Raw genomic sequence first — 23,951 nt, 5'->3', positions numbered from 1 at the left:
AAGTCGTCCTTATTGATAGCGAATACAGTACAAAAGAGACACGTTTTTCATTGTTGCTTCGGGTGCCCCTGATCCATGAACTGGATGCGCATGGCTACCCGCGCCAGATGTGCCCACATTAAACGCCCCGCCAACACTAGAAAAGCCAACAGGGATAGTCCCACCGCCACCATTTGCAACATAAAAAGTCGTGTGGTGTGCGTGGTGTCCTGCTGCGTCCATTCCATGCCCGTGATGCCTGTTATTATCGCCTTGGTACCGACCAAGCGTAGGAGCAGAATCAAGCCCCGCTCCATCATCAAACCCACGGCCAACCACACCCCGACGATCTGGAATTGTGAACGTGGTTAAACCGTCACCAGTACCGAAATGACCTTTATCTTTAGACGCTTGATCTACTAAATTGCCGCTTTCTTGCGCATGCTTAAACAGCCGCCAAAAAAGAACACGGCTCAACTCTGCGCCGTTAGCCTTAATCGTGTTCTTTGGAGGAATAGCGGCGGCGTATTCTTCAATACGACCCACCGCACCGATAGCGCGCTTTTTAAGCTTCATACAACACCTCGCACACCTTGAAGCTGTCACTTTCTGCGCCCGTTATCGTCAAAGATCCACCGAAGTTATCAAGAGCAAAAGAATCACCAGCACCAACAGCAAGACCATTGATAACAATTTCATCTGCGTTGCTGTCCCCTGCTAATATCAACAGCTCTTTTCGTAATGGTTCAGCACTTAACGAAACAGACAAACCCGCATCAATCACAAATTCATTTGCTGAAAATGTCGCGCCGCTGTCAGGTCGGTTTTTTAGCGTTTCTGTAATAGGGCGAATATCAACCGTATTTGATACTTCCACGGCTGGCATTGTCGAAACCTCAACTACTGGCATCGTTGCCACGTTCACTGCTGGTAATTGTGTTACTTGCACAGCTGGCATTTCTGCTACTTTAACCGCTGGCATGGAAGACACTTTAACAGAGTTCAAAAGGTTCACATCAACCGTTGACGCTATCCCGCTGACCTCTGTTAACTGCCCAGAGGCCGCGACTTTTAATTGACCGCGACCAGTGAGAAATGAGAACTCACCCGCACTGTTATCAAGGTTTAAAACTTTAAAACCCTGATAACCTTCAGGCATGATGAAAGTGTCTCTCACTGCGAGCTGATGCATTTCGCCGTCCACTTCTAACTCTATTTCTCCGGCGCCTTTTTCGTAATGAATGTATTCGCCAATAGCGGTAACGTTCCAGCGCCCACCCGCTTGCAAAATTTGTGTATGTCGCACTATTTAGCCCTCGCCATAAACATCATAGAAAGCACCGCCGCCACACTCACACCACCCACGATATATAAGTTTTTGACGTTACTTTCTGCGACTAGGTTTTGCCCATTGGTCGAAACGGCAACCGCCATTTTTTCAACTCTGTCAGCGTTAGCAGAACTGGCCTGATTAATCATTTTTGACGATGTAGACCACGCATCAGAAACCTCATTGGCAACTAACTGGGATGTGTCCAACCATGCCTTTGATGTTTCTTTTGTCGCTAACTCGGCCATTTTTCCCGCGTGATCAATTGCACCAAGGGTCACAAGTTGATTGCTAGACATTGCAGAGCCAGCAAGGCCAATAGCCGCATTCACTGATCCATAGTCTGTACTGGTAACCGTGTTACCGTTTCCCGCGACTACGTTTTGACCCTCTATACCCTGCAAACTGTAGTTAGTAATGTTGTTGTTCGTGGTGTTTGAGCTGCTACTTTTTGAGCCAAATAACCCCATAAATCACCCCTTTTTAAGCACAAAAACTGCGCCTAGAAGAAGAACGACACCACCAACCACCCAAGGCATCAAATCTTGCTCTGATGCTGGGTTGTAATCGCCAAATACCGTACCGCCAACCAAGTTAGTGCCGCCCTTGTTGGATGCAGAAGAACTGGGAGCAATGGAACCGCCCCCCATATCCAACCCACCAAAGCCAGCCAAAGCATCTAATCCCATGACTATTTCCCCTTCATGGCAATGACCAAAACACCCAACACCGCCACGGTGCCGCCACCGACAGCAAGCCATTTACCATACTTATCAATAAACGTGGCATTGGCTGCATTTGCGGCGGCGGCTTGCTGATCAACCGCATTAGCCGCTACTACATCGCTATACTTTGCAGCGGAAGCGGTTGCTGATTGATTTGGCGAATTAGCTGTATTTGGTGGTTCGGGCTTAATCCGTTCGACTTCTGCCTCGGAATAGGCATCGATTAAATCACCACCAACACCCGCCACTTTTCCTGCAAGTTCTTCAAGCCAAGACATTTTTTACCCCAGTGTTGAAACAACATCGGCCAAAATATCAATGGTCTTGTTGTCTGCTTCATGATGCAGCTTGAATACAATCGTGTCGTAAGACGTATTCATACTATCTGACATAAAACCAGTGCCCACAGGGTTAAAAATGAAATACCCGTCTTGCGGTTCAAGGTCGTATTCAGCGCGTTGAATGTAGTCGTTCAGCTCTTTTTCAATTTCCAAATGTCTAATGATGTTGCCTTGCTTGCGACAGATCACTTCGATCTTGGAAATATCCCCTTTGATGTACAAAGTTCGCAATTTTGGACCGCGCATTAACTTGTCAAAAGTCAGTACGCCTTTGCTTACGTTGTTGATCGTGTGACGCTCAAAACGGCGCTCTACAGAACGAACACGTTGTGTAAATTGAGTGCCATTAGCACCAACAATTGGTAAGCCTTGATCATCGCGAGCGATTTCAATATTTGCTGTAAACGCGGCATGAGCCACAATAAAATAAGCGTCTTCGCCTTCTTCTGGAGCAGGAAGAGAAGAGGCCAAACGAACACGCAACTCATGCGAGTCATTGGCATGGCTTGGACGTTCTAACGAATCTTGACCTGGCAATGTGCGAGCTTTGATATCGGCAACATGAAAAGGTATCCAACCCGCAATAACAGCGCGTTTGTTGTGGTTTTCCATCATGATCAACTCAGACGCAGACGCCCCCATAGGCAAGTCGGAACCATTCGCCAATTCAACCGCTTCAATGTGTTCAGCGGGAATATTGGTTTCCAAATAGAACGTGCGGTATACGGTGTTTGGTGGCAATGTCAAAGAAAGACGTTTACCTTTGTTCAGTTCACCACTGAACGGAGCTAATTCTTCTAAAATGGCTCGCATGGCTTAACCCCCAGTTACGACAGAAGCGAATTTTTTGCCCGTCTTGCTTGTTCTGCTTATCGCATAAACGGCAGTGCCGAACGCAGCAAGGCCGACGGCAACCGAAGCAACGGTTTTCCAATCAACTGACTGTTTCGCCTTGTTTAATGTTTCATTCATTTGATGTTTTCCCCTCATGGGTTTCTGTTTAAGAGGGTCGAACGATAGAGGGCGGGATACTATGAGCGTCAATAGGGGGATAGTATGCGTATAGTATCCATAGTATGAAATTAGATAAAAAAAGCCCTTTTCAGGGCTATCCAATGAATTTAAAGACGACCTTTTCAAAGGTGTTTTGATTCACTTTGTAAAAATGAAGGGGATCAAGCGCCCCCATTTTCTCAGGGGCAAGCCCTGTTTGACGTTTGATATAGTGCTGATCGTTGGCTTTTTGAATGCCTATATAGGTTTCCCCCGCTTGGGTAATAAAGGCTTTTGGTACCTCCTGTACTCGTTGAGTGCCAACGGTAAGAATGCCGCCATACTTACGCGAGCGCCGCCACATTTTACCCGTCCACTTGGGCATAGTCTGTTTAAGTCCTACGTCCGCCGCTTCTTCAACCACAATATCTAGCAGCTTGGTACAATCCAGCGCCGCCCACATACACATCATGAACCATTCAAAATGCGCTTCATCATCGTCGCCATTCCAACCAATACGGCCACCCTTGGCCATGATGATTTTTAAGGCCGCAATAAAGGCTTGTTTGTCTTTAAAGTGTTTACACTTGTGGTCATTGTCAGGGTCCCAAAAGACCGCCCGTTTTGAGTGTTTAACAAGGTTCTTAATCGCTTGTGTTTTACCACCGCCAGTAATGGCAGTGATAAAACGATGACGATTAGGAAGCCGTGTATCAGCTAGCTTCGACAACTTCGCCCCCTTGTTTCTGTTCTGTTTGCGCTTGGGCTTCTTCTTGCGCCTTAGTGATTGCGGCCATGTGCGAAGCACGCGCCGCCATAATCGCCGTGCCCACATAAAGCCCCGCTTTGATCTCGGGTTTTTCCATGAAGTCGTCAACCCATGCTGGCATCGTATCGCCGTATTTTTCAGCAAGAGGAACCAGCGCCGCCGCGCCAGCTTCTATTTTTTCCTCTGCTACCTCGGCGGCTGGATAGGCTTTAGACAAGCCCCACCATAGGCCGTTATTAAAACGAGCCGCCAGACGCTCGGCGCGTTCACGGTTTGCGGCGGCTTCTTCTTTGCTTGGCTCGGCTTCTTGCGTTGCCTCCTGCTCTGCTTCATCAAGCAAATCATCAAGGCTTAGCCCGTCTTCTTGGTCTTGCTCGCCGTCATCGTGTGCAGACGGGATAAAATCCATTTCTAATTCTTCGGTTTGTGTTTCGTTTTGATCTTTCATGCTTAACCTCTCATTCCTTTTGATAGTTCCGATAGTATGGCCGCGCTACCAATCGATACTACGAATACACCCAAGCCAAACAACGGGCTAAAAGTGGCGCTTTTTTTGTTGGTTTTAATGACTTCACGGCGCACAGGCTCGGCCTTTGGCGCTGTTTTTACTGGCTCGGGGATAGTGTCGGTTTTACTATCCCCGATAGTGTCCGTATTAGTATCGGGAACACTATTCGATACTATCGCCACGTCAGCGGCACCGAACGGCGCTACCGTCTTACTATCTTGATAGTGTCCGATAGGTTGCATGGTGTCTTTCCAACGGGCTTGTAATGTCTTACCCACACGTTGATCGACACCACAGGCACTACAACGAACCTGTACAAAATCGCCTTTGCGCTTGGTTTGCTCCACGTAGGCCACACGGCCACAGTCGCAAGCAAGCTCGCCAATCACTTCTAACTTACTGCTGTTTCTCATTTATTCCCCCTTGCCAACGACATCTTGATCTCTTTCATTTCCGCGAGCATTTCACGCATGGCCGCGAACGCTAAACGGGTGCCTCGTTCGGCGATTTCAACTTTACGGCCAACAGAAAACGAACCGAGCGTTTCCATTTCCTTGATGCCTTTTCCGATTTGGTCCAATGCTTGTTCTACTTTGTTTAAACGATCCATTTCTAAGTCCTTTGTTGCTATTAGTTGGTTTGGTATTGGGGGCTAAAGTTGCCCCCCGTACAGTTATTGACACGAGTCCAAGGAACGGCTGCGCCGTTCTCTAGAGCCAAAGAGCCAGAGCCGACACGCTGAACCGTCCACTCGTACAGGCGAGTAATGACGAAATCAGCAGCACGACACACGCCTTTAATAGACGCGACCATTTCCCCGAACTGGTTTAACTCAGGTTCCGAGTAATGAGGTTTTAAGGTTTGATTACGGCCAGCGAAGGCACCGCCCATTAATTGGACGAACTTCGACCAATCCGCACGATTGGCAGCATGGTAAATATCAGAGAAGGCTTTAGGGGCGGCATCCATACCAAGGCGGCGCAATTCACGCCAGACCGTGACCGATACACCGCCGACAAATTGAAATTGTCTAATACGATTTAAGCGCGCCCATGCTGTGATACGTTGCGCCGCATCTTGACCGCTTCGGCCTGTTTCTAAGTCGGTATCGATGTTCTCGCCGTCGATATTTTTCGCAACGTACTTGGCAACATAACCCGATGCCGTTCCCTTGGTTGGGTCGATCTTAACCACAGTAAAACGGTGCTTATCTGCGCCCTTCTCTGCCCCGTCTTCTTCCATAGCGTAATTACGAAACGCATTAAGGAAATGAGCCGAGTTTTCAGGTTTTAGAAAAACGATCATGTGCCAATGTGGGCAACCGTCATGATGTGGCTCGACTGTACGTAAACCATAAAAAGGGATGTCGTGGCGCTTGCAGTAAGATCGAAAGCGTTTCCACACATTATTCAAATAAGCGTGAGCCTCGCGCACCGTTGGGCAATCTGCCTTTAGATATTTGCGGTTGCGTCTACCGTTGCTGATCGGGTGATACTTAGACGGACAAGTGATCGTAATAAAATACGATTCATGCCCAAGATCAGCGGCCATTTCTTCAAAGCCGCGAATCCTTACCATCAATTCCGCTTTACGGTTCTTAGGGTTTGAAATGCCTTTTTCTGAAAGCTGCGCCAGCGTGAACGCTTGGCCGCAATCGTTCACAGCCTCCCAGCTTTCGAGAAAAGCACGATTGTTCTGTAATTGTTGGCGAAACTTATTTAACGCCCAACTAGACGCATAAGGCGAAGCGTTGCGGTGTACTTGGCCGCACTCTCTTAAAATTTGCTCGACGACAATCCATTGTCGTTTTGCTTGGCGCTTCCACCACTCAGGCGTAACCATACGCAGCATCAAGCCGTTTACCTTGTCGCTGTCTTCCCAATCGTTAAACACTGCACCCGCAATGGTTGCTTGTTCCTGCAGAAAGGCACGAACCGCCCCCGCGCCCTGTTTAGTCTGATATTGAGCAATACCTATTTCTAAATCACGACTTTGGCGCTCTGCCCATTTTGCTAAGTCTTCCCCGCTTAAATCGGTTATGTACTGGTCACAATAAGTAAGGCGAGCATTAACCCGACCTAACCAACGATTAGCCAGGACATAACCCGCTTTTTTATCCAGACGGGTTAACTCGTTTTCAATCACAGTTTTTAAAATAGAAATACTTTCAAGAATGCCGGCGCGCCATTTGACGCATTCAGCCGTTGGAGTCGTTAAAATCATCATGCCCACCTAGCAAAAGAACGGATCTAAAAGCCATTTTCGGATGATCTTTCGTGCTTGTTCATCCATGACCTTGACCGATTTAATAAAATCAAAATCCGACATATCCGCTGTACCGAACCAAACGGACACGAAGAAGCGAAGCAAGGCGCTTTCTTCTTCATCCATACGAGTAAGGGCAATTTGAATAGACTTCATTTGAGGCGTGCGCTCCTTCTCATTCCAGAACCGTTTAAGGTCTGGAGCGAGGGAAAGCATCTTAAAAAAACGATCTTCGTTTTCAGTGTTAAACATCAGGCATACCCTCATTAAACAGAGTAATTTCGTATTGATTGAACGTGGTTTCAGTCGCGGTAGTGGTTCTGGCCTGAACCACCTCATGTGACGGGTTCATAGCATGATAAGAGGCGGACAAATGCGCCTCTAACTCGGTATGCTCAGGACAAATAAACAACCAATTCAAAAGCTGTTTGCGTTGTTCTTCTAAAGCGCCCATCCCTGCCCCCTATCGATTCCAAGGCTGTACATCAAATAAACGGCGCATTTCTTCGATCACGTTGACGAACAAATCCCCTTTAGGGGAAAACTTATGGCGCGCTATTTGTCGGTTATAAAGAGCAAGCTGCACCACCTCTTTATCCATGCCCGTGCGCTCTGCCCATTCTTCTCTAGTGCAATAAGGGGCGGACACTTCCACCACAACACCATCAGGGAAATGAACTTTCATTAGTTGAATAGGTTTAGATTCTTTCTTTTCCTTAGACATATTCTTATACTCCTAGAGTTTTGCATTATTTTTAACTTTTATTGAGTTTTGCCAATGGCATTTGCCTAATTTAGATTTGATATTGGCAAAAGTCAACAGTATATATTGAGGTTTGCCAATATTATGATTTTTGATTCAGCTAAAATTATTGAAAGATTAAAGGTCTCCTATAACGTAAAGAGCGATACAGACCTTAATAAATCAGCAGAGATAACTAATGGAGTTATAACGGGCTGGAGAAAACGAGGAACGATTCCATACAAAGAAGTGTATGAAGCATCGAGAGCAACAGGTTATTCAATGGATTGGATTTTGACAGGACAAGGCGCACCAAAAACAGACAAAATTCAAGTAACCTCAGAAGACAACGACTATTGCCATATTTCTCAATACAGCATTGAAGCGAGTGCGGGACAAGGCGCACTTGTAGAAGCGGAAAACATCGACCAGCATTTGGCCTTTAAAGAATCGTGGTTAAGGAAATCAGGCATCAACCCAACGAACTTAATCGCCATTTATGCCCGTGGGGATTCCATGGAACCCACCATTTTTTCGGGTGACTCGTTAGTGATCGACAAAACCAAAGACACGGTAACCAGTGACGGCGGCGTGTATGTCATCAACTACGATGGGGAATTATTCGTTAAGCGAGTACAAAAACAGCTAGACGGCTTGGTTGCCATCACTTCAGACAACAAGAACTACCGAGACATGACCATACCCGTTCAAGACTTGAGCAAACTTAAAATAATTGGCCGCGTTGTGTGGTCAGGCCATCCGATGATTTAGGGAAAGGATTCATGAAAAACAAACTACAAAATTTCTTAGAAAAACTTTTTCAGACTATCTCAGATGCACTTAGCATAGGTGAACAAAAAGTTATTCATTGGATGCTGAACCACTTTAAAGGCAAAGAGTTATTAGAAATAGGTACAAAATTAACATATTACTATTTTGCATTTTTTCTACTATTTTTTGGATGGAAGATACCAAATTTATTCTTTTCCCCTTTAAGTAATATAGGTGATTTTTTAGCTGGTGTTTTTGGACCAATTGCTTTCGGCTGGCTAATAATTGGCTATCTAATGCAAAACAAAGAGCTTAAAAACAGTGTCGAGCAAACATCTGAAGCTCAAAGGCTAGCTAGAGATCAGCTAGACTTCCAAATAAAGGTAAAGAACTATGATTTAATAAAAGAACATAACGAAGCCCAACCAATTTTTATTATAAAATTCAATATATTAAACAAATCGAACATTCCAAAAACAGCTATTGCCACAATAAAAAACATTGGTAGAGAAGTTATATTTTTTGAAGCTATGCTATCAAAGAAGCCTTTTCCAGAAAGCGACATCAAAGGCATTCAGATCCTTGGAAGTAAGAGTAATTTCAAAAATAACGAAGAAGTCGAAGTAAAAATAAATATAGACGATGAATTAAAGAGAACGATGAATAGAGAATATAGCTTTGATATATTTTTCATTAGGTTAAGTTTCATTGACGGTTTAAAAAGATCATTTTTTATCGACCTCCCTTCTAACAGCCAGAAGTATGAAAATTCGATTATTATTCATACAAGCAATCAGAATACTATTAAACCATTACCAAGAGAAATCTAAGTGAGTTTAAAAAAAGTCCCCTCAGGTTACGAAGTCCGTTTTCGTGTCAATGGTCGCGGTAGCCGCGAGTATAAAAAGGTGTTCCCAACTAAGGGCGAGTGTGAACGGTTCCAGCGTTACACCATTGCCCAGTTTGAAACCCAAGCCGATGTAAAACCATGGTTAGAAAAGCCCAAGGATATGCGCCGCCTGTCTGAATTGGTGGAGCTATGGGACGATACACACGGCCATTTCTTACGGGACGGCAAACGTCGTAAAAGCAAACTTTTGATGATAGCCAACGAACTAGGCGACCCAGCAGGCTCCAGCCTTACCCGCTTGGAGTACACCCGCTGGCGTACTCAACGATCTAAAGAAGGCAAAAGCCCTAAGACGCTAAACAATGACCTTGGTTATCTATCATCAATGTTTAATACATTGGTCAAAGCCGAGGAAATCCACTACCCCAACCCACTGGCCGACATAGACAACGTGCGAGTACCAGAGCGCGAACTGTCCTACCTCACCCACGATCAGATAACCGAACTACTGGACGAAACCAAACGATGTGATAACAAACACGTTTACCTGATTACAAAAATATCCCTATCAACAGGCGCACGCTGGGGCGAGGCCGAAGGGCTGACAGTACAAAGGGTAAGAAACAACCAAGTAAGCTTTACCGACACCAAAAGCGGCAAAAATAGAAGCGTCCCGATAACGCCAGAACTGTTTGAAGAAATCCACGAACACGCAAAGTTAACCAGGGGCAATAACATCTTTACTGGGTCAATAACCAGCTTTCGACGCGCCCTAGCCAGAACAACAATCGAACTACCCAAAGGCCAAGCCGCCCACGTTCTAAGGCACACATTCGCAAGTCATTTTATGATGAACGGCGGTAATATATTGACCTTACAAAAGGTACTCGGCCATAGTGACATAAAAATGACCATGCGATACTCACACCTATCGCCCGACTTCCTAGAAGAAGCCACACGACTAAATCCATTATCAGCTTGTTTAGAGAAATAATTTTTAATGTCGAAACGTGATAAAACTCAACAATTATGGAACGAACTAGGCCTAGAAGACCTTAGATCATTAATACCAGAACACCGTCTTACTTGCCCGGGAATAGTAAATGCTGCTGAAGATTTCGATAGTGCATTTCAGATTTTATTAGATGCGTTTGACTTAAAAGAAGCTTCCGACTCAACTACGCTAGAAGCTTTTATAGGCTTGATCAGCGTTAGTGGGAAAGACTTGAGACACATTGTGGAAAAAAGAAACGATGCCAGAGAAAGATATGTTCATTACGCACTAGCAACGATTCAAGACCCTTTTGAAATTTGGCTTTCAAATTATGAGGATGGTACAGAAAGATTTCAATTTATAGGGAGCTTTAAAACAAAAGTACAAATGCTAGTTGTAGTGGCAAAGTATGAGAACCATACAATGTGGAACTTTATGCACTCAAATGCCAAGAAGCTAAATAGAAGTAGGTGCGGAAAAATAATTTACCAAAGAAAAAGGGTAACAGAATGAACTGTTACCCTTTAAAATTTGAGCCCTAATTATCCATGGGCAATGGAGAAAGGTCGCACCCTGACACAGACACTTACTTATCTATGGGGTTCTTCCACAAGTTATGAGCAGTAAGGCCAACTTGCTTCTCGCTTTCACCATCTATAATACTGACAGGGCTGTCACAATTGAAATTAGAAAAACTAATCAGAAAGACATAAAACACCAATAAACACTATGAGACACTAATAAACACTAAAAAACAGTAAGAACCTTATTATTCAATATAGCAGAGTTCATCAAACAGACCAACCATCCCAAAAGACACACAACCGACACACCGAGCACCTAAAAACAACCAATAATACTGTATAAATATACAGTATATGTATCTTTACAAATCAATAACTTACTGATTTTAAAGGTGTTTTATACAGGGTTCGACCCCCCCCCGCCTCCACCAATTAAAGGCTTGATTTTAAAAGGGTTTGCACTTTTTAAAATGAAGTCGGTGCACATATAAGGCACCAAATTTAGAACCACCTTCGGGTGGTTTTTTATTGCCTGTGATTTTCATCAACCAACACGAAAAAGACAATAGATACAACGATTTAACAGCTATTTTTAACGCCTTGCCCCCCCATTTTCTCGTTAACAACTTAAAAACTGCGACTCACGCAGAAAAACTTTAAACATGAGCTAAGACTAATATAGCGCAGGCCGCTATGCTGCTCAGCGTTCGTATATGGTTGAGCCTTGTCCATTTAATTAGGTACTCATCCCATGATTGCTGCAGGCTGAAAGTGTCCTTTTCACTTAGTTTTAGCTTGTTGTTGAGCGGTACATTGCCAAACGCTGTCACAAAGAACATACCGATGATGTAAACCACTGCCGCGCATACCTCTAATAGAGATTGGCCTTCTTGCCAGTCCACCAGCGACCAAGGAATCAATAAGGCAAACCAAAAGGTTGATATGAAAAATAATGGCATAAAGGCAGTATTCAAAATGACGTCATTGATTTCATTCATCACTTTTGCCCCTTGGGGCTTGGACAATTCAGCCAACGACGTCATAACCACCACCGAAAAAGCAAAATAAATACCCGCCATAATCCCAGTCATCACGATTAATACCGTAATCATTCCCACTCTCCTACAAATTTGTCATCTACGGCTAGTTTGCCGCTGACCATACGCCTGTTTTGGCGGTTCTTGCCACGTAATCCTCAAAACGTCGAGCGGGGCGACCAAGCACGTTTTCAACGGTGTTGGTGGTGCTTTCGTTACGACCGTCTAGCACGTTTTCAAACAATTCATTCAGTAACCAAGCAATGTCATCTGGCAATCCTTGGGATTTGGCTCTTTGTATGTAGGCCTCGACAGGCGTCGTTTGAAAAGCGATATTACGATTGCTCGCGGTGCCAATAGCTTTCACACAATACGCAAAGGACAAAAGCTCAGGCCCTGTCACTTCGAATAATTGGTTTCGAAGGCTTGGCTGGGTCAAGGCCGCAACGGCCACATCGGCAATGTCGTTTACATCAATAAAAGGTTCGTCGGCTTTCGGTTCTGGCAACAGCAGTTCGCCTGCTTTTAATCCATCAAGCATAAAGCTCTCACTAAAGTTCTGCATGAACCAGCTCGCCCGTACAACATTCCAATCCAATCCACTGTTTATCACTACATTTTCAGCGTGTTGTGCCCCCTCTTCTCCACGGCCAGACAACAAGACAATGTGCTTCACGCCAACGGATTTCGCCAATGCCACAAAGTCACGCACATCACTTTCTGCCTGAGGAACGGCTAAGTCTGGAAAGTAAGTAACGTAGGCTGTTTTTGCACCTTCTAGCGCCTGTTTCCAACCAGATTGGTCTGCCCAGTCGAATGCATAATCACTGTTACGAGATAGGCCTCGCGCTTCATAACCAAGTTGCTTCAAACCTTGCAAAACGCGCTGACCTGTTTTGCCGGTTGCCCCCACTACTGCGAAGGTGTCATTTGCGGTGATGGTTTGATTTGTCATGATCTTTCTCCTTACTTATTCGTTGTCGTTTGTGTATTTCATTTAAGAATGGAATCAGTGTACGAAGAATAATCTTGATGTTTAATGCTTGTATTTCTATATTTGTTTGCAGTTCGTCTAAAATTTCATTTTTATGAGGCACCCGTGCAAAACACTTATCAACGAGACATTCCCCAGCCAAGCGATACATTAGGGGAAACACTGTATTCACTTAGGCTAAATGGCTTGGTGTACGCCTGTTCAGAGTTAAGTGCTCCGTGGGGTATAGAAATGCCCCCCATGCAGGGCAAAATGATGTTTCACATTGTGACGCAAGGCTCTTGCTTATTAATCTCACCCAACCATGCGGAGGTGCTGCTGAAACCAGGAGATCTGGTACTGTTACCAAAGGGAGAAGGTCATCAAATTTGTTCCGACACAGAGATTCATTGCCAACCTTTTTTTGATATTCCCGTTAGCAAAGTGTCTGATCGATTCGAATTTATGAACTACGGTGGCGGAGGTGAGCAAACATTGCTGACATGTGGCGTGCTCAGTTTTGATCATATTATTGGAAAAAAACTGGTCTCGCAGTTACCCCCGTTGATTCATATGCGAAGTGATAATGGTCAATTGCCCAGCTCGCTACAAGCCCTGGCTCAACTCATGGCTGACGAAGCAACAAATCTTGCTGCTGGCGGCGAAACCGTGGTCGCGCATTTGGCCGATATCATTGTAATAAAAGCGATTCGTCACTGGATTGAGCACTCTCCTGATGGAAGCAAAGGTTGGCTCGGTGCGCTGAAAGACCCGAAAATTGGCAAGGCACTAGCTGCTATGCACGCCCATCCAGAATCCAGCTGGACAATTGATCGTCTTGCCGAGCAAGCAGGAATGTCACGTTCTGGATTTTCTGCGCGGTTTACCGAGGTAGTTGGCACCTCAGCAAAGCAGTATTTAACTGAATGGCGAATGAGCCTAGCCCGCATGAAGGTAATGCAATCGCCTGTTCCACTAATGGATTTGGCCGAAGAATTAGGCTATCAGTCCGAAGCCGCGTTTTCACGCGCTTACAAGCGCGTATTTGGTGTCTCGCCCTTGCGCCCTGCTCGTGCAGAAGCGACAGAACAAGTGCCACGTTAGAGTAAGGTTTTTGAAAAACAGGTGAAAGGTGGAGCGTTGATCTCGGCTTTGCACGCTATCTGTGTTTTTATATTTTTTGGAAAATTTTTATTGATACGTCATGGAGCTCGCGGTTATGAAGTTTTTCTCTATGTTGATGCTGTTTTCAGTGTTTGTTGCGGGCTGTTCGTCTAATGTAAAGCTGTCAGGCCATAATGTCAGTAATGTTGACTCAACGGTAGAAATCGATAGATCGGCCAGCATTTCTGTGGCTTCTGATAGTGAAGGCGATCAATTAACCAACAAACGCTACATTGCCGATGTTATTAACGCATTCAAAGAGCGTGGATTTAGCAGTGTATCCGACTCCGAAAGCAATCCAGACTATCGCTTATCAGTCAATTTCACCTCAGAAGAAGTCACCGAAACTAAAAAGGTGCCAATTTTCAATAATGAACGAAATATCCCTTATACCGTTTGCCATAGAAACCCAACAACGAATGCAAGAACTTGCTACACGCGCTATCGTCATTTTATGGAGCCTATTGTTAAAGGCTACAACACGGTAGAAACGCCCACCAACGTTTACACCTTTCAATATAAGCTAACAGATAAAGCAGGGAACCTTATTTTGGATTCAAGCAATACTGTGGTTCATCAAAGCTGCTCGAAATGGAAGATGTTCGAGTTCCTAGCAAAAGATGCCATCATGCGAGCCAATTTTAACAATCCAGTAGATAAGCCCTACGCAGTCGAAATGAAAGCAGACTATAGTTGCCAATAGTTTAAACAAGAAAAGGAAGGATGAGTTAAACCCTTCCTTTTCTTGTTTTGAGATTGGTGACAGACACCGTGTTAGATAGTCAATTCACTGAACACTGCGTCTAACGTAGAGATGATGAAATCGGCTTCTGTTTGCGTTAACGTCATGACGGGACACAAGCAAAGAGTATTGTTGAGCTTTTCAAAAGAACGATTGGTTCGTCCTACAATCAAACCTTTCTGCATACACATACTAGCAATTTTCATCGCTACTTGCTCTGGGACGGGCGTTTTTTCTTGACGATTTGTCACCAGTTCAATCCCTAGTAACAGACCTTTTCCTCGAACATCACCAATAAGCTCAAATTTATCTTTTAAGCTTTCTAATCCATCGAGAAGATATTTCCCCATGAGAGCGCTGTTTGTCACCAAGTCTTCGTCTTCAATTATGCGCATATTCTCAATCGCCGCTGCAGGGCCGCCCGTACAGCCAGCATAGGTACTGATATCTCTAAAGTAGACGCCCTTATCTGTGCCTTCCCCAAGGAATTCGTTAAACACTTCTTCCGTGGTCACGGTACAAGAAATAGCGGCATAACTCGATGCTACGCCTTTTGCTAAGGTCACAATATCTGGTTTGATGCCATAATGCTGGTAACCAAACCATTCTCCGGTGCGCCCCAATCCGCAAACCACTTCATCGATATGAAGCAGGACATTATATTTTTTGCAGATTTCCATAACTTTGGGCCAGTAACCTTCTGGCGGTGTAATCACGCCACCACCAGCAGTAATGGGTTCTAGGATGACGGCACCAACCGTATCTGCACCTTCTCGTAAAATCGCTTTTTCAAGCTCTAGTGCAGCCAATTCACCGTAATTGTCCACTTCGCCAAACTGGCTACGATATTCACAGCAATGTGGAAACTCGACAAAACCCGGTACAAACGGACCATATTGCTCACGACGCTCTTCTTGTCCGGTAGCGCTCAATGCAGCAATGGTCGAGCCGTGATAATCGCGCTCGCGGTATAAGATTTTGTATTTTTTTCCACCGTACTTTTTATGAGAAATTTGACGAACGATTTTAAAGGCTTTTTCATTGGCTTCGGAACCAGAGCTCGCATAATAGACGCGACTCATACCGGGCATTTTATTCACTAATCTCTCGGCAAACTTCGCGCCGGGAATAGTCCCCGCCGTACCTGCAAAATAGTTCAACTCACAAAGCTGATCACGAATTGCATCAGCAATCGATGTACGTCCATAGCCAACATTGACACACCAAACGCCACCAGCTGACGCATCTAAATACGAATTGCCTTTAATATCCCAAACTCGAGAGCCTTCACCTTTCACCATGATCATAGGGTCTTGTGATTTCAGTACGCTGTGTTGGCTTAGGTGATGCCATACGTGTTTTCTGTCTTGTTCAATGGCTTGATTATCAACAACTGACATAGGCTTCTCCATACATTCGGTTCAATATATTTAATAGTAGGCTCAGCTTATCCTATGTCTCTGATTGACCTTAGAACCAACAATTTCAATCAATGGAACCAGTGTGAAGACAGACAAAAGTCTGGTGCTAAGAAGACTACCAATTGGCTCTAGTGAGACCTCCTAGAAGGCTGAGATACTCACTGTCTATTTATCTATATTGAGATTGTCTTGTATGGAAAGTCTAAGTTACCTAGCTCCCATTGTGTTTTTTGCTGGCATTGTTAGAGGCTATTCCGGTTTTGGCTTTGCTGTTATCTCGGTCATAGGTTTGAATCTTTTTTTATTACCTGTGGTCAGCGTACCCGTTGTTTTAGGATTGGATTTTATTTGCAGCATTAGCCTTTTCAGAGAAGCCATTAAACACGCACATGTGGAAACGTTTCGCGCTTTAGTCGCTGGCTGCTTGGTCGGCATTCCTATCGGCTTATTGCTGCTTTTTTTACTGCCTGCCGCTTGGCTGAAGCTTGCTATTTGCGTTTTTGTCACCGTGCTTGTGATGTTATTAATGCGCAAAGCAAAGCCTGTTCAAAATGATACGATGCGAAGAAAGCTAATAACGGGGGTAGCATCAGGCATTGGCACTTCTAGCGCTTCTATCGGCGGTCCGATGGTGCTGTATTACATTTTATCAAGCTCATTAGATGTTCGAACGCAGCGAGCGACGATGATTCTGTTCTTTATTGTCAGCGAAGCAATCGCCTTAATTGGCTTAGGTGTAAGCCAATCATCAAATAACGATGTCTATCTTTATATTGCCTATTTGCTTATTCCCACATTAATTGGGGTGAAAATTGGCCAGTTCTTTTTCCATAGACATCCACCAAAATCATTCAAAACACTTTCTCTGCCATTGATGATCATGGTTGCTGTCATTGGTTTTATCAAAGCATTTAGCGCATTTTGAGACACAAAAAAGCCAATACCACGAGTAATGGTATTGGCTTTCAAGCAGACCTTATTTCACCGTTATTTCATCGCGGCTTCAACGTACTCGGAGTTTACATATTCCGCGTAGTTGTCTTTCAAGCCACTGATTTTCTTCTGATCAAGTAAGAATTCAGACGTCGCTTTAAGAGAAGCAACCGCGCCACTTTTATCGCCACAACCTAGCCATACGCAAGATGCTTGCTCTTTTAGTGGTGGATATTCATACAAGGCCATCACTTCTGGAACCGTGCTGACATCCCCGCCAGTGACTTTGCTTATTGCTTTTGCAATTGGGCTATCGGCGGCAAAGCTAGCCTTGCTTTCATTGTACTGTTTATCAACAGAGGCAATGATTTTGACAAAATCCTCCAAGAATTGCTTATGCGTCGCGGCGAATTTCTTATTAGCAACCAGCCCATCAAACGTTGGTTTCCCCCAAGAGCTTAAGGTTTTAGAAGTAATCAACACATGACCGCTTTGCTTAATTTGCCCTAATACCGGATCCCAAATAAATGCCGCGTCAATATCGCCTCTCTGCCAAGCGGCATAAATAGCGCTAGGCTGCATATTAAGTAGCTTCACTTCATCCGTTTTAATACCAAACTGCTCTAGAGCGAACATGGTATGGAAATGCGTGGTAGAAACAAAAGGCACAGCAATGGTTTTGCCTTTTAGATCGGAAGGTTTCATGATACCCGATCCATCTCGAACCACCATTGCCTCGGCATCACCGATATTTTCTAGAATCCAGAAAAGTTCAGCTTGCACACCATTGCTCACCGCGGCAGCAATAGGGCTAGAACCAGCCGATGTGATGTCCACACTGCCCGAGGCAAGCGCTGTCATGGCTTTTGCTCCTGAGTCAAAGCGACGCCAATTAATCGTTACACCAAGCTGTTTTTCCAACATTTTTTCGTCAATGATCAGCTTATAAGGATTGAACATTCCTTGATAGCCGATGGTAATTTCCTCTGCCATAGCACTAAACGATATTGCCATTGCGCCAACTAACAAACCTACTTTTTTAATAAATTTCATAGTCACTCCTTCAGTGATATTTTTATAAAGTTGCAATCGATCCTATTTGTTAGTTATGTCCTTTCCATGGAACAAGTTTTCTTTCTAAAAATCGCATAAACAAATCGAAACAGTAGGCAATCACACCGATAACAATGATCCCAGCGATCACCACATCGGTGCGTAAAAATTCAGAGGCGTTTAACACCATAAAACCGATGCCACGCTGAGCGGCGACCATTTCGGCGGCTACCAAGGTTGTCCAGCCAAAACCGATGGCGATGCGCATTCCCGTCAAAATATCGGGTAACGCACCTTTCGCAATAACTTGCGTGATTACTTGCCAACGACTAGCCCCCATAGAGTAAGCCACCTGAATTTGCTCCATACGAACCGATGTCACTCCTGAGCGAGCACTCAAAATAATAGGCGCCAACATAGCCAAAAAGATCAACGTCATCTTGCTGCCTTCATCAATACCTAACCAGATAATGATCAAGGGTAAATACGCTAAAGGCGGTAATGGACGATAGAATTCAATCAGAGGGTCAAAAAACCCTCGCAAGATATAGCTGCAACCGATCAAGATACCTAATGGGATACCAATCAAGCAGGCAAAGAAAAACGCCCCAAAGATACGCGTTAAACTGGCCGACAAATGCTGAACCAAAGTCGCGCCGGCAAAACCATTCGAGGCAATGTCGACAAACTTCTGGAACACATCAACAGGGGAAGGTAAAAAAAGCGGCTCTATAAAACCCAGCTCGGTGACAGCGGCCCAAATGATAATAAAAAGCAGCGTAGACACGACCGATATGACCCGACTGTCACCGGCTCCAGGCGAACCATAAAACTCACCGCTTTTAATGGTGGGTTTACTAAGCTTCAGTTTTGTATAGAGAATCAGCTTCTGAATAAGCGGCGTGAACTCTTTACTTGACAAGTGCTGCGGACGTTTAGCTGCATCGTCTCTAGGTGCAGAAGACTCTGATATCGCGGAGGCAGATTTAGTATTCATATTAAGAGGCCCTTTTATCAGCTGTTTCATCGCCGTGAATAATCGACAAAACCTGTTCCCGAGTTGTAATAAATGCCTCGCTAGATTTCACTTTTCTAGCATCGCGACACGCCAAGAATTCTCGATTAAAACTAAGGTCAAATTGATGAGTAATACGACCAGGGCGAGGAGACATGACAATCAGACGAGTTGCCAATAAGAGCGCTTCATCCACACTGTGAGTGATGAAAAACATCATTTTATTGGTTTCTTTCCACACATCTAATAGCAACTCTTGCAACGACTCTCTAGTTAACGCATCTAGCGCACCTAATGGTTCATCAAGCAAAAGCATTTCTGGATTATTAGCGAGCGCTCTGGCAATGCCTACTCGTTGCTGCATACCGCCCGAAAGCTGGTAAACGCGGTGGTGATGGAAATCTTCCAATCCCACCAGTTTTAAAAATTCTGCGGCTTTTTCCCGACGTTCTGTTTTACTAACGCCTTGTAATTTAAGGCCAAATTCAGTGTTTCCAATGACATCTAACCATGGCAATAAAGCATGTTTTTGAAATACAACACCACGATCCGATCCCGGCCCCAGAACTTCATCGCCAAGGTCCAGGCCACATGCCACTCTTGGATAGCCTTTTATTGCGCTGTCACCCAAGGTTAAATAGCCCTTGGTTGGCGCAATGAACCCTGCAATTAAACTCAACAAGGTGGTTTTACCGCATCCAGAAGCACCGAGCGCAACGACAAAATCGCCTTGCTTAATCCTCAAATTGATATCAGACAATGCGGTGACGGCCTCCCCTCCTTGAGAAGCCGGATATATAACCGACACATCTCGAATGTCTAATGTATTCATTTTCAACCTCTCTACCGTTTCTCAAACTCATCGATTTGAGAATACTTTCTAATAATCTTGATATTTACGTTACTTCCCCGTTTTGCAAAACCATAGAGCCAACACTTTAAATCCATGGTCCAGTTAAAAATCAATATGCTTTTTGGCGGGGTTCTTGCTTCATTTTTTAATTAATTTAGCAACCTATTCAAAGAGAGCATTGCACTAAGTGACGAATAGAGTTCTCTCGCAATTAGATACAAGGGAAGACGATGACTGACTGTCTAATTAATGTTGAGTTTCAATCAGGTAGAAGCTTTCAACAGCAAATCCGAGAAAAACTCGTTGATTTAATTAAAAAAGATTATTTTGGAAGCATGCCTTTACCATCAAGCCGAAAGATGGCAGAGCTTTTAGGTGTGTCACGAAATACCGTTATGTTGGTCTATGAAGGCCTTGTTGACGAAAAATTTTTAATATCAAAAGAACGCAGTGGTTACTTTGTTAACCCTGAGCTAAGCGATTATGAGCTGCCTGAAATAGTGCAAAACCTGAATGAAGCACACGCCAGCGACCTTGAATGGAGCAAACGACTCAAAAAAATACCATCTGCTTTTAATTCGTTAACCAAAGATAAGAATTGGATAACCTACTCCTACCCTTTTATTTATGGTCAGATAGAGCCTCTACACTTCCCACTCTATCAATGGCGCGAGTGTACTCGTATTGCTCAAAGCCGAGGCAATGTTCATGAATGGATTGAAGATTATATCGATGTCGACTCAAAAGCCTTAATCAGTCAAATACGTCAGAACATTCTGCCCAAACGTGGCATTACTGCTAATGCAGACCAAATACTGCTTACCATGGGAACACAAAATTCCTTTTCTCTTTTGGCTGGATTGTTAACCAATGAGGACACCGTTGTTGGATTAGAGAACCCAGGTTACCCTGATCAAAGGCACATTTTTAATGCTTCGCGTTCCAAGTTAACTTTTCTACAGCTAGACGACAAAGGCGTGGTCACAGGCCCTCAACTTAGCGAATGTGACTATGTTTGCGTCACACCAAGTCATCAATATCCAACCACTGTTACCATGCCATTAGAAAGACGCATGGCTCTATTAGCTCAGGCGTCAAAAGACGACTTCATCATTGTGGAAGACGATTACGAAAGCGAAGTCAATTTTCACGAGCGACCGCTCCCCTCATTAAAAAGCATGGATGACACTGGCCGAGTTATTTACACAGGGAGCTTGTCTAAATCCTTATCACCCGGACTCAGATTAGGTTATCTGGTTGCAGACGCTAATCTCATCAAAGAGTTAAGAGAATTGCGTCGCTTGCAATATCGCCATCCGCCAGCCAATAACCAAGCGGTTACAGCGCTCTTTATTAGCCAAGGCTATTACGACAGCCATTTAAGACGTATGAAAACCCAGTATGAAACCAAGTGGAACCTAATGTCACAAGGGCTAAAACGGCATCTAAAACACTGTCAGATAACCGAAACACGTGGCAGTTTTTGCTTTTGGATAAAACTACCTGACCCTATTAAAAGCTCAGACTTGGTTCGTTTCGCATCAAATTACAGCATTCTTGTTGAGTCTGGAGACAGCCTTTTTGCTCAGTCACCTTCACCACAAAACTACATGAGACTAGGCTTTTCAGCCATTCCAGAAACTAAGATAGAAAAAGGGCTTGAGATACTCGGAGGCCTTATTGATCAACTTTTAAAAGAGTACCCTACAAAAGTCCATTCTATGAATTAGAGGCCTTTGTACGACGTCGCACGTAAAGGCCTCCATTACCTGCAAAAAGTCATATCTAAAGAGCGTTGGCACCCAAAGTTGATTAATTTGGCTCTATTGAAAGGATATGTATCTCGTTATCGTTAAGTCACAATCCATTTAAGTGCGAGTGACATAACCATGAGCCAATCATCTATCAACAAATGTGTTTTAATCACCGGTGCCACTTCTGGCTTTGGTTTAGCAACCGCAAAAAAATTCGCTAAAGAAGGCTGGAATCTTATCTTGACCGGAAGACGCCAAGAAAGGCTAGCCAATTTAGCGGACGAGCTAAGCAAGCTAACTCAAGTCCATATCGCCACTCTTGACGTTCGTAAAAGCGACGAGGTGATATCTTTTATTGATAACCTTCCTAACACCTTTAGCAATATTCAAGTATTAGTCAATAACGCGGGGTTGGCGCTTGGGACAGACCCAAGTTACGAAGCCAAATTGTCCGACTGGCACACTATGATAGATACCAATGTCACTGGACTGGTAAATGTCACGCATGCGATTCTTCCGCTCATCGTTAATAAAGAAGGGGCGACCATTATTAACCTCGCGTCTATTGCTGCCAACTGGCCTTATCCTGGAAGTCATGTTTATGGCGCTTCTAAAGCATTTGTCGCTCAATTTTCGCGTAATATTCGTGCCGATGTGGCTGGAAAGGGTGTTCGCGTAACCAGCCTAGAACCAGGTCTTTCAGAAAGTGAATTCAGTCTAGTCCGTTTTGACGGCGACCAGAAAAAGTACGATAACCTCTATAAAGGCGCCCATGCACTTCAACCAGTAGATATTGCGAACATTATTTTTTGGGTAGCCTCTCAGCCGCCTCATATCAACATAAATAGCTTAGAAGTCATGCCAACTTCACAAGCTTGGAACAACTTTTATGTTGTAAAACAATAAAGCCGTCCCAAATAATCTATGTCAAAAGTTTTAATGGCTTTTATCAACTCGCCAGAAGAGAGGCTAATTGTTAATGCTCGTCTTAGCCTCTACCAATTTTATTCATTAGTTCTAAATCACATAATAACCACCCTAGTTATAAAAAAACGTTATCATCTTTTCAGTCTATTCCTGCGTATCCATCTATACTGTGTATAAGCCACTATTGTTTGGGCGTGGCTGTATCAGGACTTTTTCCAAATCCATTATGCTCACTTTGTGTAGCAAGGGGGAATCCATGATCAATCATGTTTGGGGTCTTATTCATCATCCAGATAAGGAATGGCGCGAAATAAATAAGGAGCATGAGTCTGTAAGTCATCTGTACTTTCACCATGTTCTTTGGATGGCTGCAATTCCTGTTGTTAGTACCTTTATCGGGACGACACAGTTTGGTTGGACGTTCGGCGGAGAAGAAGCCATTAAAGTGTCCTTTATGGACGGTATTGGCTTGGGGATTATGTTCTATGCACTAATACTGGCGGCGGTTGCCGCGGTTGGCAGCTTAATCCATTGGATGGCACGAAACTTTGAAAGCCGTCCACCACGTCAAGAATGTATTGTCTTTGCAGGTTATATTGCCACGCCAATGTTCTTAAGTGGCATTTTCGCTATTTATCCTGTTATTTGGCTTTGTCTATTAGCTTGCGTGGTGGGTGTCGCTTATACGGGGTACTTACTATATAAGGGAACGCCGAGCTTCTTGGGAGTCAGCCACAAACAAGGTTTTATTCTATCCAGCACCACGCTTGGTATTGGAGTTTTAGTATTAGAAGCTTTATTGGCTGCCGTTGTCTTACTGTGGAGCCTTGGTTCTGAACACAGCATTATATGGCGTTTTTTTCAGTAGTTAACTAACGTCGAAATCTAACAATCTCGATGATCGAAATGCAATTAAGAGTACAGTGCTGCGCTGTTATAACAGCAGCGCTGTACTTAACTTATATCAACCACTTTTATTTATATTTTCATCGTGCGCCTATACGGCCGCTACTAGCAGACCTTTCTTCCTATCACCTTCGATTTTCAACTCTTATTTGATGCAACTTTGACCACCCTGTCGCTGTGGCGATTTTTGTGGAACTTTTCCGGTACGCCATGCTCTTACCCTCTGTCGATAAGCAAACAAAGAATAAGCTTTTTTCTTCTTATGCCTGTTTTAGGCTATTGATTAAACTGGTAAAAGGCTATGCTTACTACGTTTCATATTGTTTGTTTATTCGATAAGCTAAATAACAAACCACACTAAGAGATCGATTGTTAGGACAAC

31 protein-coding genes are annotated in these 23,951 nt (G+C 44.1%); 10 read left to right on the top strand and 21 right to left on the bottom strand.

From position 1 onward, the window contains the following. Window positions 1–9: 9 nt before the first annotated feature. The 15 genes from JSY38_RS12050 to JSY38_RS11980 all read right to left on the bottom strand — a co-directional run bounded on the left by JSY38_RS12050 (window position 10) and on the right by JSY38_RS11980 (window position 7,634). Complete coding sequence (locus JSY38_RS12050; protein ID WP_205113409.1) at window positions 10–555, bottom strand: hypothetical protein; 546 nt, start codon at window positions 553–555, stop codon at window positions 10–12. Next, entirely contained in the window at window positions 545–1,285 is a 741-nt protein-coding gene (locus tag JSY38_RS12045) for a hypothetical protein (RefSeq protein ID WP_205113408.1), read from the bottom strand. Before JSY38_RS12045 ends, JSY38_RS12050 begins: the two co-directional genes overlap by 11 nt. Next, window positions 1,285–1,779 (bottom strand): hypothetical protein, encoded by a 495-nt coding sequence (locus tag JSY38_RS12040; protein ID WP_205113407.1) that lies wholly within the window; start codon window positions 1,777–1,779, stop codon window positions 1,285–1,287. Before JSY38_RS12040 ends, JSY38_RS12045 begins: the two co-directional genes overlap by 1 nt. 3 nt (window positions 1,780–1,782) lie before the next feature. Beyond that, window positions 1,783–1,998: a hypothetical protein gene (locus JSY38_RS12035; RefSeq protein WP_205113406.1), complete on the bottom strand. Its 216-nt coding sequence runs from the start codon at window positions 1,996–1,998 to the stop codon at window positions 1,783–1,785. Window positions 1,999–2,000: 2 nt separating this feature from the next. Further along, window positions 2,001–2,312 carry a hypothetical protein gene (locus tag JSY38_RS12030; protein WP_205113405.1) on the bottom strand — a complete coding sequence of 104 codons (312 nt, stop codon included), beginning with the start codon at window positions 2,310–2,312 and terminating at the stop codon, window positions 2,001–2,003. A gap of 3 nt (window positions 2,313–2,315) precedes the next feature. Next, on the bottom strand, window positions 2,316–3,188 hold the full coding sequence (locus tag JSY38_RS12025) for a major capsid protein P2 (protein WP_205113404.1): 873 nt from the start codon (window positions 3,186–3,188) through the stop codon (window positions 2,316–2,318). 3 nt (window positions 3,189–3,191) lie between these two features. After that, window positions 3,192–3,347 carry a hypothetical protein gene (locus tag JSY38_RS12020; protein WP_205113403.1) on the bottom strand — a complete coding sequence of 52 codons (156 nt, stop codon included), beginning with the start codon at window positions 3,345–3,347 and terminating at the stop codon, window positions 3,192–3,194. A 136-nt stretch (window positions 3,348–3,483) separates the two neighbouring features. Then, complete coding sequence (locus JSY38_RS12015) at window positions 3,484–4,098, bottom strand: hypothetical protein (RefSeq protein WP_205113402.1); 615 nt, start codon at window positions 4,096–4,098, stop codon at window positions 3,484–3,486. Further along, on the bottom strand, window positions 4,082–4,585 hold the full coding sequence (locus JSY38_RS12010) for a hypothetical protein (RefSeq protein ID WP_205113401.1): 504 nt from the start codon (window positions 4,583–4,585) through the stop codon (window positions 4,082–4,084). The genes JSY38_RS12015 and JSY38_RS12010 overlap by 17 nt, the downstream gene beginning before the upstream one ends. 2 nt (window positions 4,586–4,587) lie before the next feature. Beyond that, a complete protein-coding gene (locus JSY38_RS12005) occupies window positions 4,588–5,058 on the bottom strand; it encodes a hypothetical protein (RefSeq protein ID WP_205113400.1) in 471 nt (156 codons plus the stop codon). Further along, a complete protein-coding gene (locus JSY38_RS12000; protein ID WP_205113399.1) occupies window positions 5,055–5,255 on the bottom strand; it encodes a hypothetical protein in 201 nt (66 codons plus the stop codon). Before JSY38_RS12000 ends, JSY38_RS12005 begins: the two co-directional genes overlap by 4 nt. A gap of 20 nt (window positions 5,256–5,275) precedes the next feature. Then, window positions 5,276–6,871: a replication endonuclease gene (locus JSY38_RS11995; RefSeq protein ID WP_205113398.1), complete on the bottom strand. Its 1,596-nt coding sequence runs from the start codon at window positions 6,869–6,871 to the stop codon at window positions 5,276–5,278. A gap of 6 nt (window positions 6,872–6,877) precedes the next feature. Then, window positions 6,878–7,066, bottom strand: coding sequence for a hypothetical protein (locus JSY38_RS11990; RefSeq protein ID WP_205113397.1), 189 nt, complete (start codon window positions 7,064–7,066; stop codon window positions 6,878–6,880). 88 nt (window positions 7,067–7,154) lie between these two features. Continuing rightward, entirely contained in the window at window positions 7,155–7,364 is a 210-nt protein-coding gene (locus tag JSY38_RS11985) for a hypothetical protein (RefSeq protein ID WP_205113396.1), read from the bottom strand. Window positions 7,365–7,373: 9 nt separating this feature from the next. After that, the gene (locus JSY38_RS11980) at window positions 7,374–7,634 is read right to left on the bottom strand and encodes a hypothetical protein (protein WP_205113395.1); all 261 of its coding nucleotides are present in this window, start codon (window positions 7,632–7,634) and stop codon (window positions 7,374–7,376) included. 123 nt (window positions 7,635–7,757) lie between these two features. Between JSY38_RS11980 and JSY38_RS11975 the strand changes: the two genes are divergently transcribed. The 4 genes from JSY38_RS11975 (at window position 7,758) to JSY38_RS11960 (ending at window position 10,780) form a co-directional block, all read left to right on the top strand. Continuing rightward, window positions 7,758–8,423, top strand: coding sequence for a LexA family transcriptional regulator (locus JSY38_RS11975; RefSeq protein ID WP_205113394.1), 666 nt, complete (start codon window positions 7,758–7,760; stop codon window positions 8,421–8,423). 11 nt (window positions 8,424–8,434) lie between these two features. Beyond that, window positions 8,435–9,253, top strand: coding sequence for a hypothetical protein (locus tag JSY38_RS11970; RefSeq protein ID WP_205113393.1), 819 nt, complete (start codon window positions 8,435–8,437; stop codon window positions 9,251–9,253). A 78-nt stretch (window positions 9,254–9,331) separates the two neighbouring features. Next, window positions 9,332–10,267 (top strand): phage integrase, encoded by a 936-nt coding sequence (locus JSY38_RS11965; protein WP_205113392.1) that lies wholly within the window; start codon window positions 9,332–9,334, stop codon window positions 10,265–10,267. 6 nt (window positions 10,268–10,273) lie between these two features. Next, window positions 10,274–10,780 carry a PBECR2 nuclease fold domain-containing protein gene (locus JSY38_RS11960; protein WP_205113391.1) on the top strand — a complete coding sequence of 169 codons (507 nt, stop codon included), beginning with the start codon at window positions 10,274–10,276 and terminating at the stop codon, window positions 10,778–10,780. 667 nt (window positions 10,781–11,447) lie between these two features. On the opposite strand, the gene JSY38_RS11955 is transcribed toward JSY38_RS11960, so the two are convergent. Continuing rightward, window positions 11,448–11,903 (bottom strand): anthrone oxygenase family protein, encoded by a 456-nt coding sequence (locus JSY38_RS11955; protein WP_205113390.1) that lies wholly within the window; start codon window positions 11,901–11,903, stop codon window positions 11,448–11,450. Window positions 11,904–11,934: 31 nt separating this feature from the next. After that, entirely contained in the window at window positions 11,935–12,783 is an 849-nt protein-coding gene (locus JSY38_RS11950; protein WP_205113389.1) for an NmrA family NAD(P)-binding protein, read from the bottom strand. A 144-nt stretch (window positions 12,784–12,927) separates the two neighbouring features. Here JSY38_RS11950 and JSY38_RS11945 point away from each other — a divergent pair, with 144 nt between their 5' ends. Both JSY38_RS11945 and JSY38_RS11940 read left to right on the top strand, forming a co-directional pair. Then, entirely contained in the window at window positions 12,928–13,905 is a 978-nt protein-coding gene (locus tag JSY38_RS11945) for an AraC family transcriptional regulator (protein WP_239543962.1), read from the top strand. 115 nt (window positions 13,906–14,020) lie between these two features. After that, the gene (locus JSY38_RS11940; RefSeq protein WP_205113387.1) at window positions 14,021–14,668 is read left to right on the top strand and encodes a hypothetical protein; all 648 of its coding nucleotides are present in this window, start codon (window positions 14,021–14,023) and stop codon (window positions 14,666–14,668) included. Between the two features lie 71 nt (window positions 14,669–14,739). Here the strand turns inward: JSY38_RS11940 and JSY38_RS11935 are convergent, their stop codons facing one another. After that, a complete protein-coding gene (locus JSY38_RS11935) occupies window positions 14,740–16,107 on the bottom strand; it encodes an aminotransferase family protein (RefSeq protein ID WP_205113386.1) in 1,368 nt (455 codons plus the stop codon). Between the two features lie 214 nt (window positions 16,108–16,321). Between JSY38_RS11935 and JSY38_RS11930 the strand changes: the two genes are divergently transcribed. Then, entirely contained in the window at window positions 16,322–17,053 is a 732-nt protein-coding gene (locus tag JSY38_RS11930; RefSeq protein ID WP_205113385.1) for a sulfite exporter TauE/SafE family protein, read from the top strand. A 62-nt stretch (window positions 17,054–17,115) separates the two neighbouring features. On the opposite strand, the gene tauA is transcribed toward JSY38_RS11930, so the two are convergent. From tauA to JSY38_RS11915, 3 genes are read right to left on the bottom strand one after another with little or no spacing between them, the layout of a single operon-like run. Further along, complete coding sequence (gene tauA / locus JSY38_RS11925) at window positions 17,116–18,114, bottom strand: taurine ABC transporter substrate-binding protein (RefSeq protein WP_205113384.1); 999 nt, start codon at window positions 18,112–18,114, stop codon at window positions 17,116–17,118. A 49-nt stretch (window positions 18,115–18,163) separates the two neighbouring features. Next, the gene (locus JSY38_RS11920) at window positions 18,164–19,111 is read right to left on the bottom strand and encodes an ABC transporter permease subunit (protein ID WP_205113383.1); all 948 of its coding nucleotides are present in this window, start codon (window positions 19,109–19,111) and stop codon (window positions 18,164–18,166) included. A 1-nt stretch (window position 19,112) separates the two neighbouring features. After that, window positions 19,113–19,961 (bottom strand): taurine ABC transporter ATP-binding protein, encoded by an 849-nt coding sequence (locus JSY38_RS11915; RefSeq protein WP_420844524.1) that lies wholly within the window; start codon window positions 19,959–19,961, stop codon window positions 19,113–19,115. Window positions 19,962–20,212: 251 nt separating this feature from the next. Between JSY38_RS11915 and pdxR the strand changes: the two genes are divergently transcribed. The 3 genes from pdxR (at window position 20,213) to JSY38_RS11900 (ending at window position 23,531) form a co-directional block, all read left to right on the top strand. Then, window positions 20,213–21,712, top strand: a complete 1,500-nt coding sequence (gene pdxR, locus JSY38_RS11910; RefSeq protein WP_205113382.1) for a MocR-like pyridoxine biosynthesis transcription factor PdxR — start codon at window positions 20,213–20,215, stop codon at window positions 21,710–21,712. A 159-nt stretch (window positions 21,713–21,871) separates the two neighbouring features. Beyond that, a complete protein-coding gene (locus JSY38_RS11905) occupies window positions 21,872–22,642 on the top strand; it encodes an SDR family oxidoreductase (RefSeq protein ID WP_239543961.1) in 771 nt (256 codons plus the stop codon). A gap of 277 nt (window positions 22,643–22,919) precedes the next feature. After that, window positions 22,920–23,531, top strand: coding sequence for a Yip1 family protein (locus JSY38_RS11900; protein WP_205113381.1), 612 nt, complete (start codon window positions 22,920–22,922; stop codon window positions 23,529–23,531). Window positions 23,532–23,951 lie beyond the last annotated feature (420 nt).

This window comes from Marinomonas foliarum (assembly GCF_016906065.1).
GTDB classification, from domain to species: Bacteria; Pseudomonadota; Gammaproteobacteria; order Pseudomonadales; family Marinomonadaceae; genus Marinomonas; species Marinomonas foliarum.
Note: the sequence above shows the minus strand (reverse complement) of the source record. Positions and strands in the feature narration are given on the sequence as shown.

What these genes read in the sequence shown, in the direction of transcription:
- JSY38_RS11940 (WP_205113387.1), top strand. Translation starts at nt 14,021, where the DNA reads ATGAAGTTTTTCTCTATGTTGATGCTGTTTTCAGTGTTTGTTGCGGGC.
- JSY38_RS12035 (WP_205113406.1), bottom strand. Translation starts at nt 1,998, where the DNA reads ATGGGATTAGATGCTTTGGCTGGCTTTGGTGGGTTGGATATGGGGGGC.
- JSY38_RS11995 (WP_205113398.1), bottom strand. Translation starts at nt 6,871, where the DNA reads ATGATGATTTTAACGACTCCAACGGCTGAATGCGTCAAATGGCGCGCC.
- JSY38_RS11935 (WP_205113386.1), bottom strand. Translation starts at nt 16,107, where the DNA reads ATGTCAGTTGTTGATAATCAAGCCATTGAACAAGACAGAAAACACGTA.
- JSY38_RS11950 (WP_205113389.1), bottom strand. Translation starts at nt 12,783, where the DNA reads ATGACAAATCAAACCATCACCGCAAATGACACCTTCGCAGTAGTGGGG.
- JSY38_RS11905 (WP_239543961.1), top strand. Translation starts at nt 21,872, where the DNA reads ATGAGCCAATCATCTATCAACAAATGTGTTTTAATCACCGGTGCCACT.
- JSY38_RS11985 (WP_205113396.1), bottom strand. Translation starts at nt 7,364, where the DNA reads ATGGGCGCTTTAGAAGAACAACGCAAACAGCTTTTGAATTGGTTGTTT.
- JSY38_RS12050 (WP_205113409.1), bottom strand. Translation starts at nt 555, where the DNA reads ATGAAGCTTAAAAAGCGCGCTATCGGTGCGGTGGGTCGTATTGAAGAA.
- JSY38_RS11960 (WP_205113391.1), top strand. Translation starts at nt 10,274, where the DNA reads ATGTCGAAACGTGATAAAACTCAACAATTATGGAACGAACTAGGCCTA.
- pdxR (WP_205113382.1), top strand. Translation starts at nt 20,213, where the DNA reads ATGACTGACTGTCTAATTAATGTTGAGTTTCAATCAGGTAGAAGCTTT.
- JSY38_RS12010 (WP_205113401.1), bottom strand. Translation starts at nt 4,585, where the DNA reads ATGAAAGATCAAAACGAAACACAAACCGAAGAATTAGAAATGGATTTT.
- JSY38_RS11955 (WP_205113390.1), bottom strand. Translation starts at nt 11,903, where the DNA reads ATGATTACGGTATTAATCGTGATGACTGGGATTATGGCGGGTATTTAT.
- JSY38_RS12030 (WP_205113405.1), bottom strand. Translation starts at nt 2,312, where the DNA reads ATGTCTTGGCTTGAAGAACTTGCAGGAAAAGTGGCGGGTGTTGGTGGT.
- JSY38_RS11990 (WP_205113397.1), bottom strand. Translation starts at nt 7,066, where the DNA reads ATGAAGTCTATTCAAATTGCCCTTACTCGTATGGATGAAGAAGAAAGC.
- JSY38_RS11900 (WP_205113381.1), top strand. Translation starts at nt 22,920, where the DNA reads ATGATCAATCATGTTTGGGGTCTTATTCATCATCCAGATAAGGAATGG.
- JSY38_RS12025 (WP_205113404.1), bottom strand. Translation starts at nt 3,188, where the DNA reads ATGCGAGCCATTTTAGAAGAATTAGCTCCGTTCAGTGGTGAACTGAAC.
- JSY38_RS11975 (WP_205113394.1), top strand. Translation starts at nt 7,758, where the DNA reads ATGATTTTTGATTCAGCTAAAATTATTGAAAGATTAAAGGTCTCCTAT.
- JSY38_RS11915 (WP_420844524.1), bottom strand. Translation starts at nt 19,961, where the DNA reads ATGAATACATTAGACATTCGAGATGTGTCGGTTATATATCCGGCTTCT.
- JSY38_RS12000 (WP_205113399.1), bottom strand. Translation starts at nt 5,255, where the DNA reads ATGGATCGTTTAAACAAAGTAGAACAAGCATTGGACCAAATCGGAAAA.
- JSY38_RS11970 (WP_205113393.1), top strand. Translation starts at nt 8,435, where the DNA reads ATGAAAAACAAACTACAAAATTTCTTAGAAAAACTTTTTCAGACTATC.
- JSY38_RS12040 (WP_205113407.1), bottom strand. Translation starts at nt 1,779, where the DNA reads ATGGGGTTATTTGGCTCAAAAAGTAGCAGCTCAAACACCACGAACAAC.
- JSY38_RS11930 (WP_205113385.1), top strand. Translation starts at nt 16,322, where the DNA reads ATGGAAAGTCTAAGTTACCTAGCTCCCATTGTGTTTTTTGCTGGCATT.
- JSY38_RS11980 (WP_205113395.1), bottom strand. Translation starts at nt 7,634, where the DNA reads ATGTCTAAGGAAAAGAAAGAATCTAAACCTATTCAACTAATGAAAGTT.
- JSY38_RS12005 (WP_205113400.1), bottom strand. Translation starts at nt 5,058, where the DNA reads ATGAGAAACAGCAGTAAGTTAGAAGTGATTGGCGAGCTTGCTTGCGAC.
- JSY38_RS11920 (WP_205113383.1), bottom strand. Translation starts at nt 19,111, where the DNA reads ATGAATACTAAATCTGCCTCCGCGATATCAGAGTCTTCTGCACCTAGA.
- tauA (WP_205113384.1), bottom strand. Translation starts at nt 18,114, where the DNA reads ATGAAATTTATTAAAAAAGTAGGTTTGTTAGTTGGCGCAATGGCAATA.
- JSY38_RS12020 (WP_205113403.1), bottom strand. Translation starts at nt 3,347, where the DNA reads ATGAATGAAACATTAAACAAGGCGAAACAGTCAGTTGATTGGAAAACC.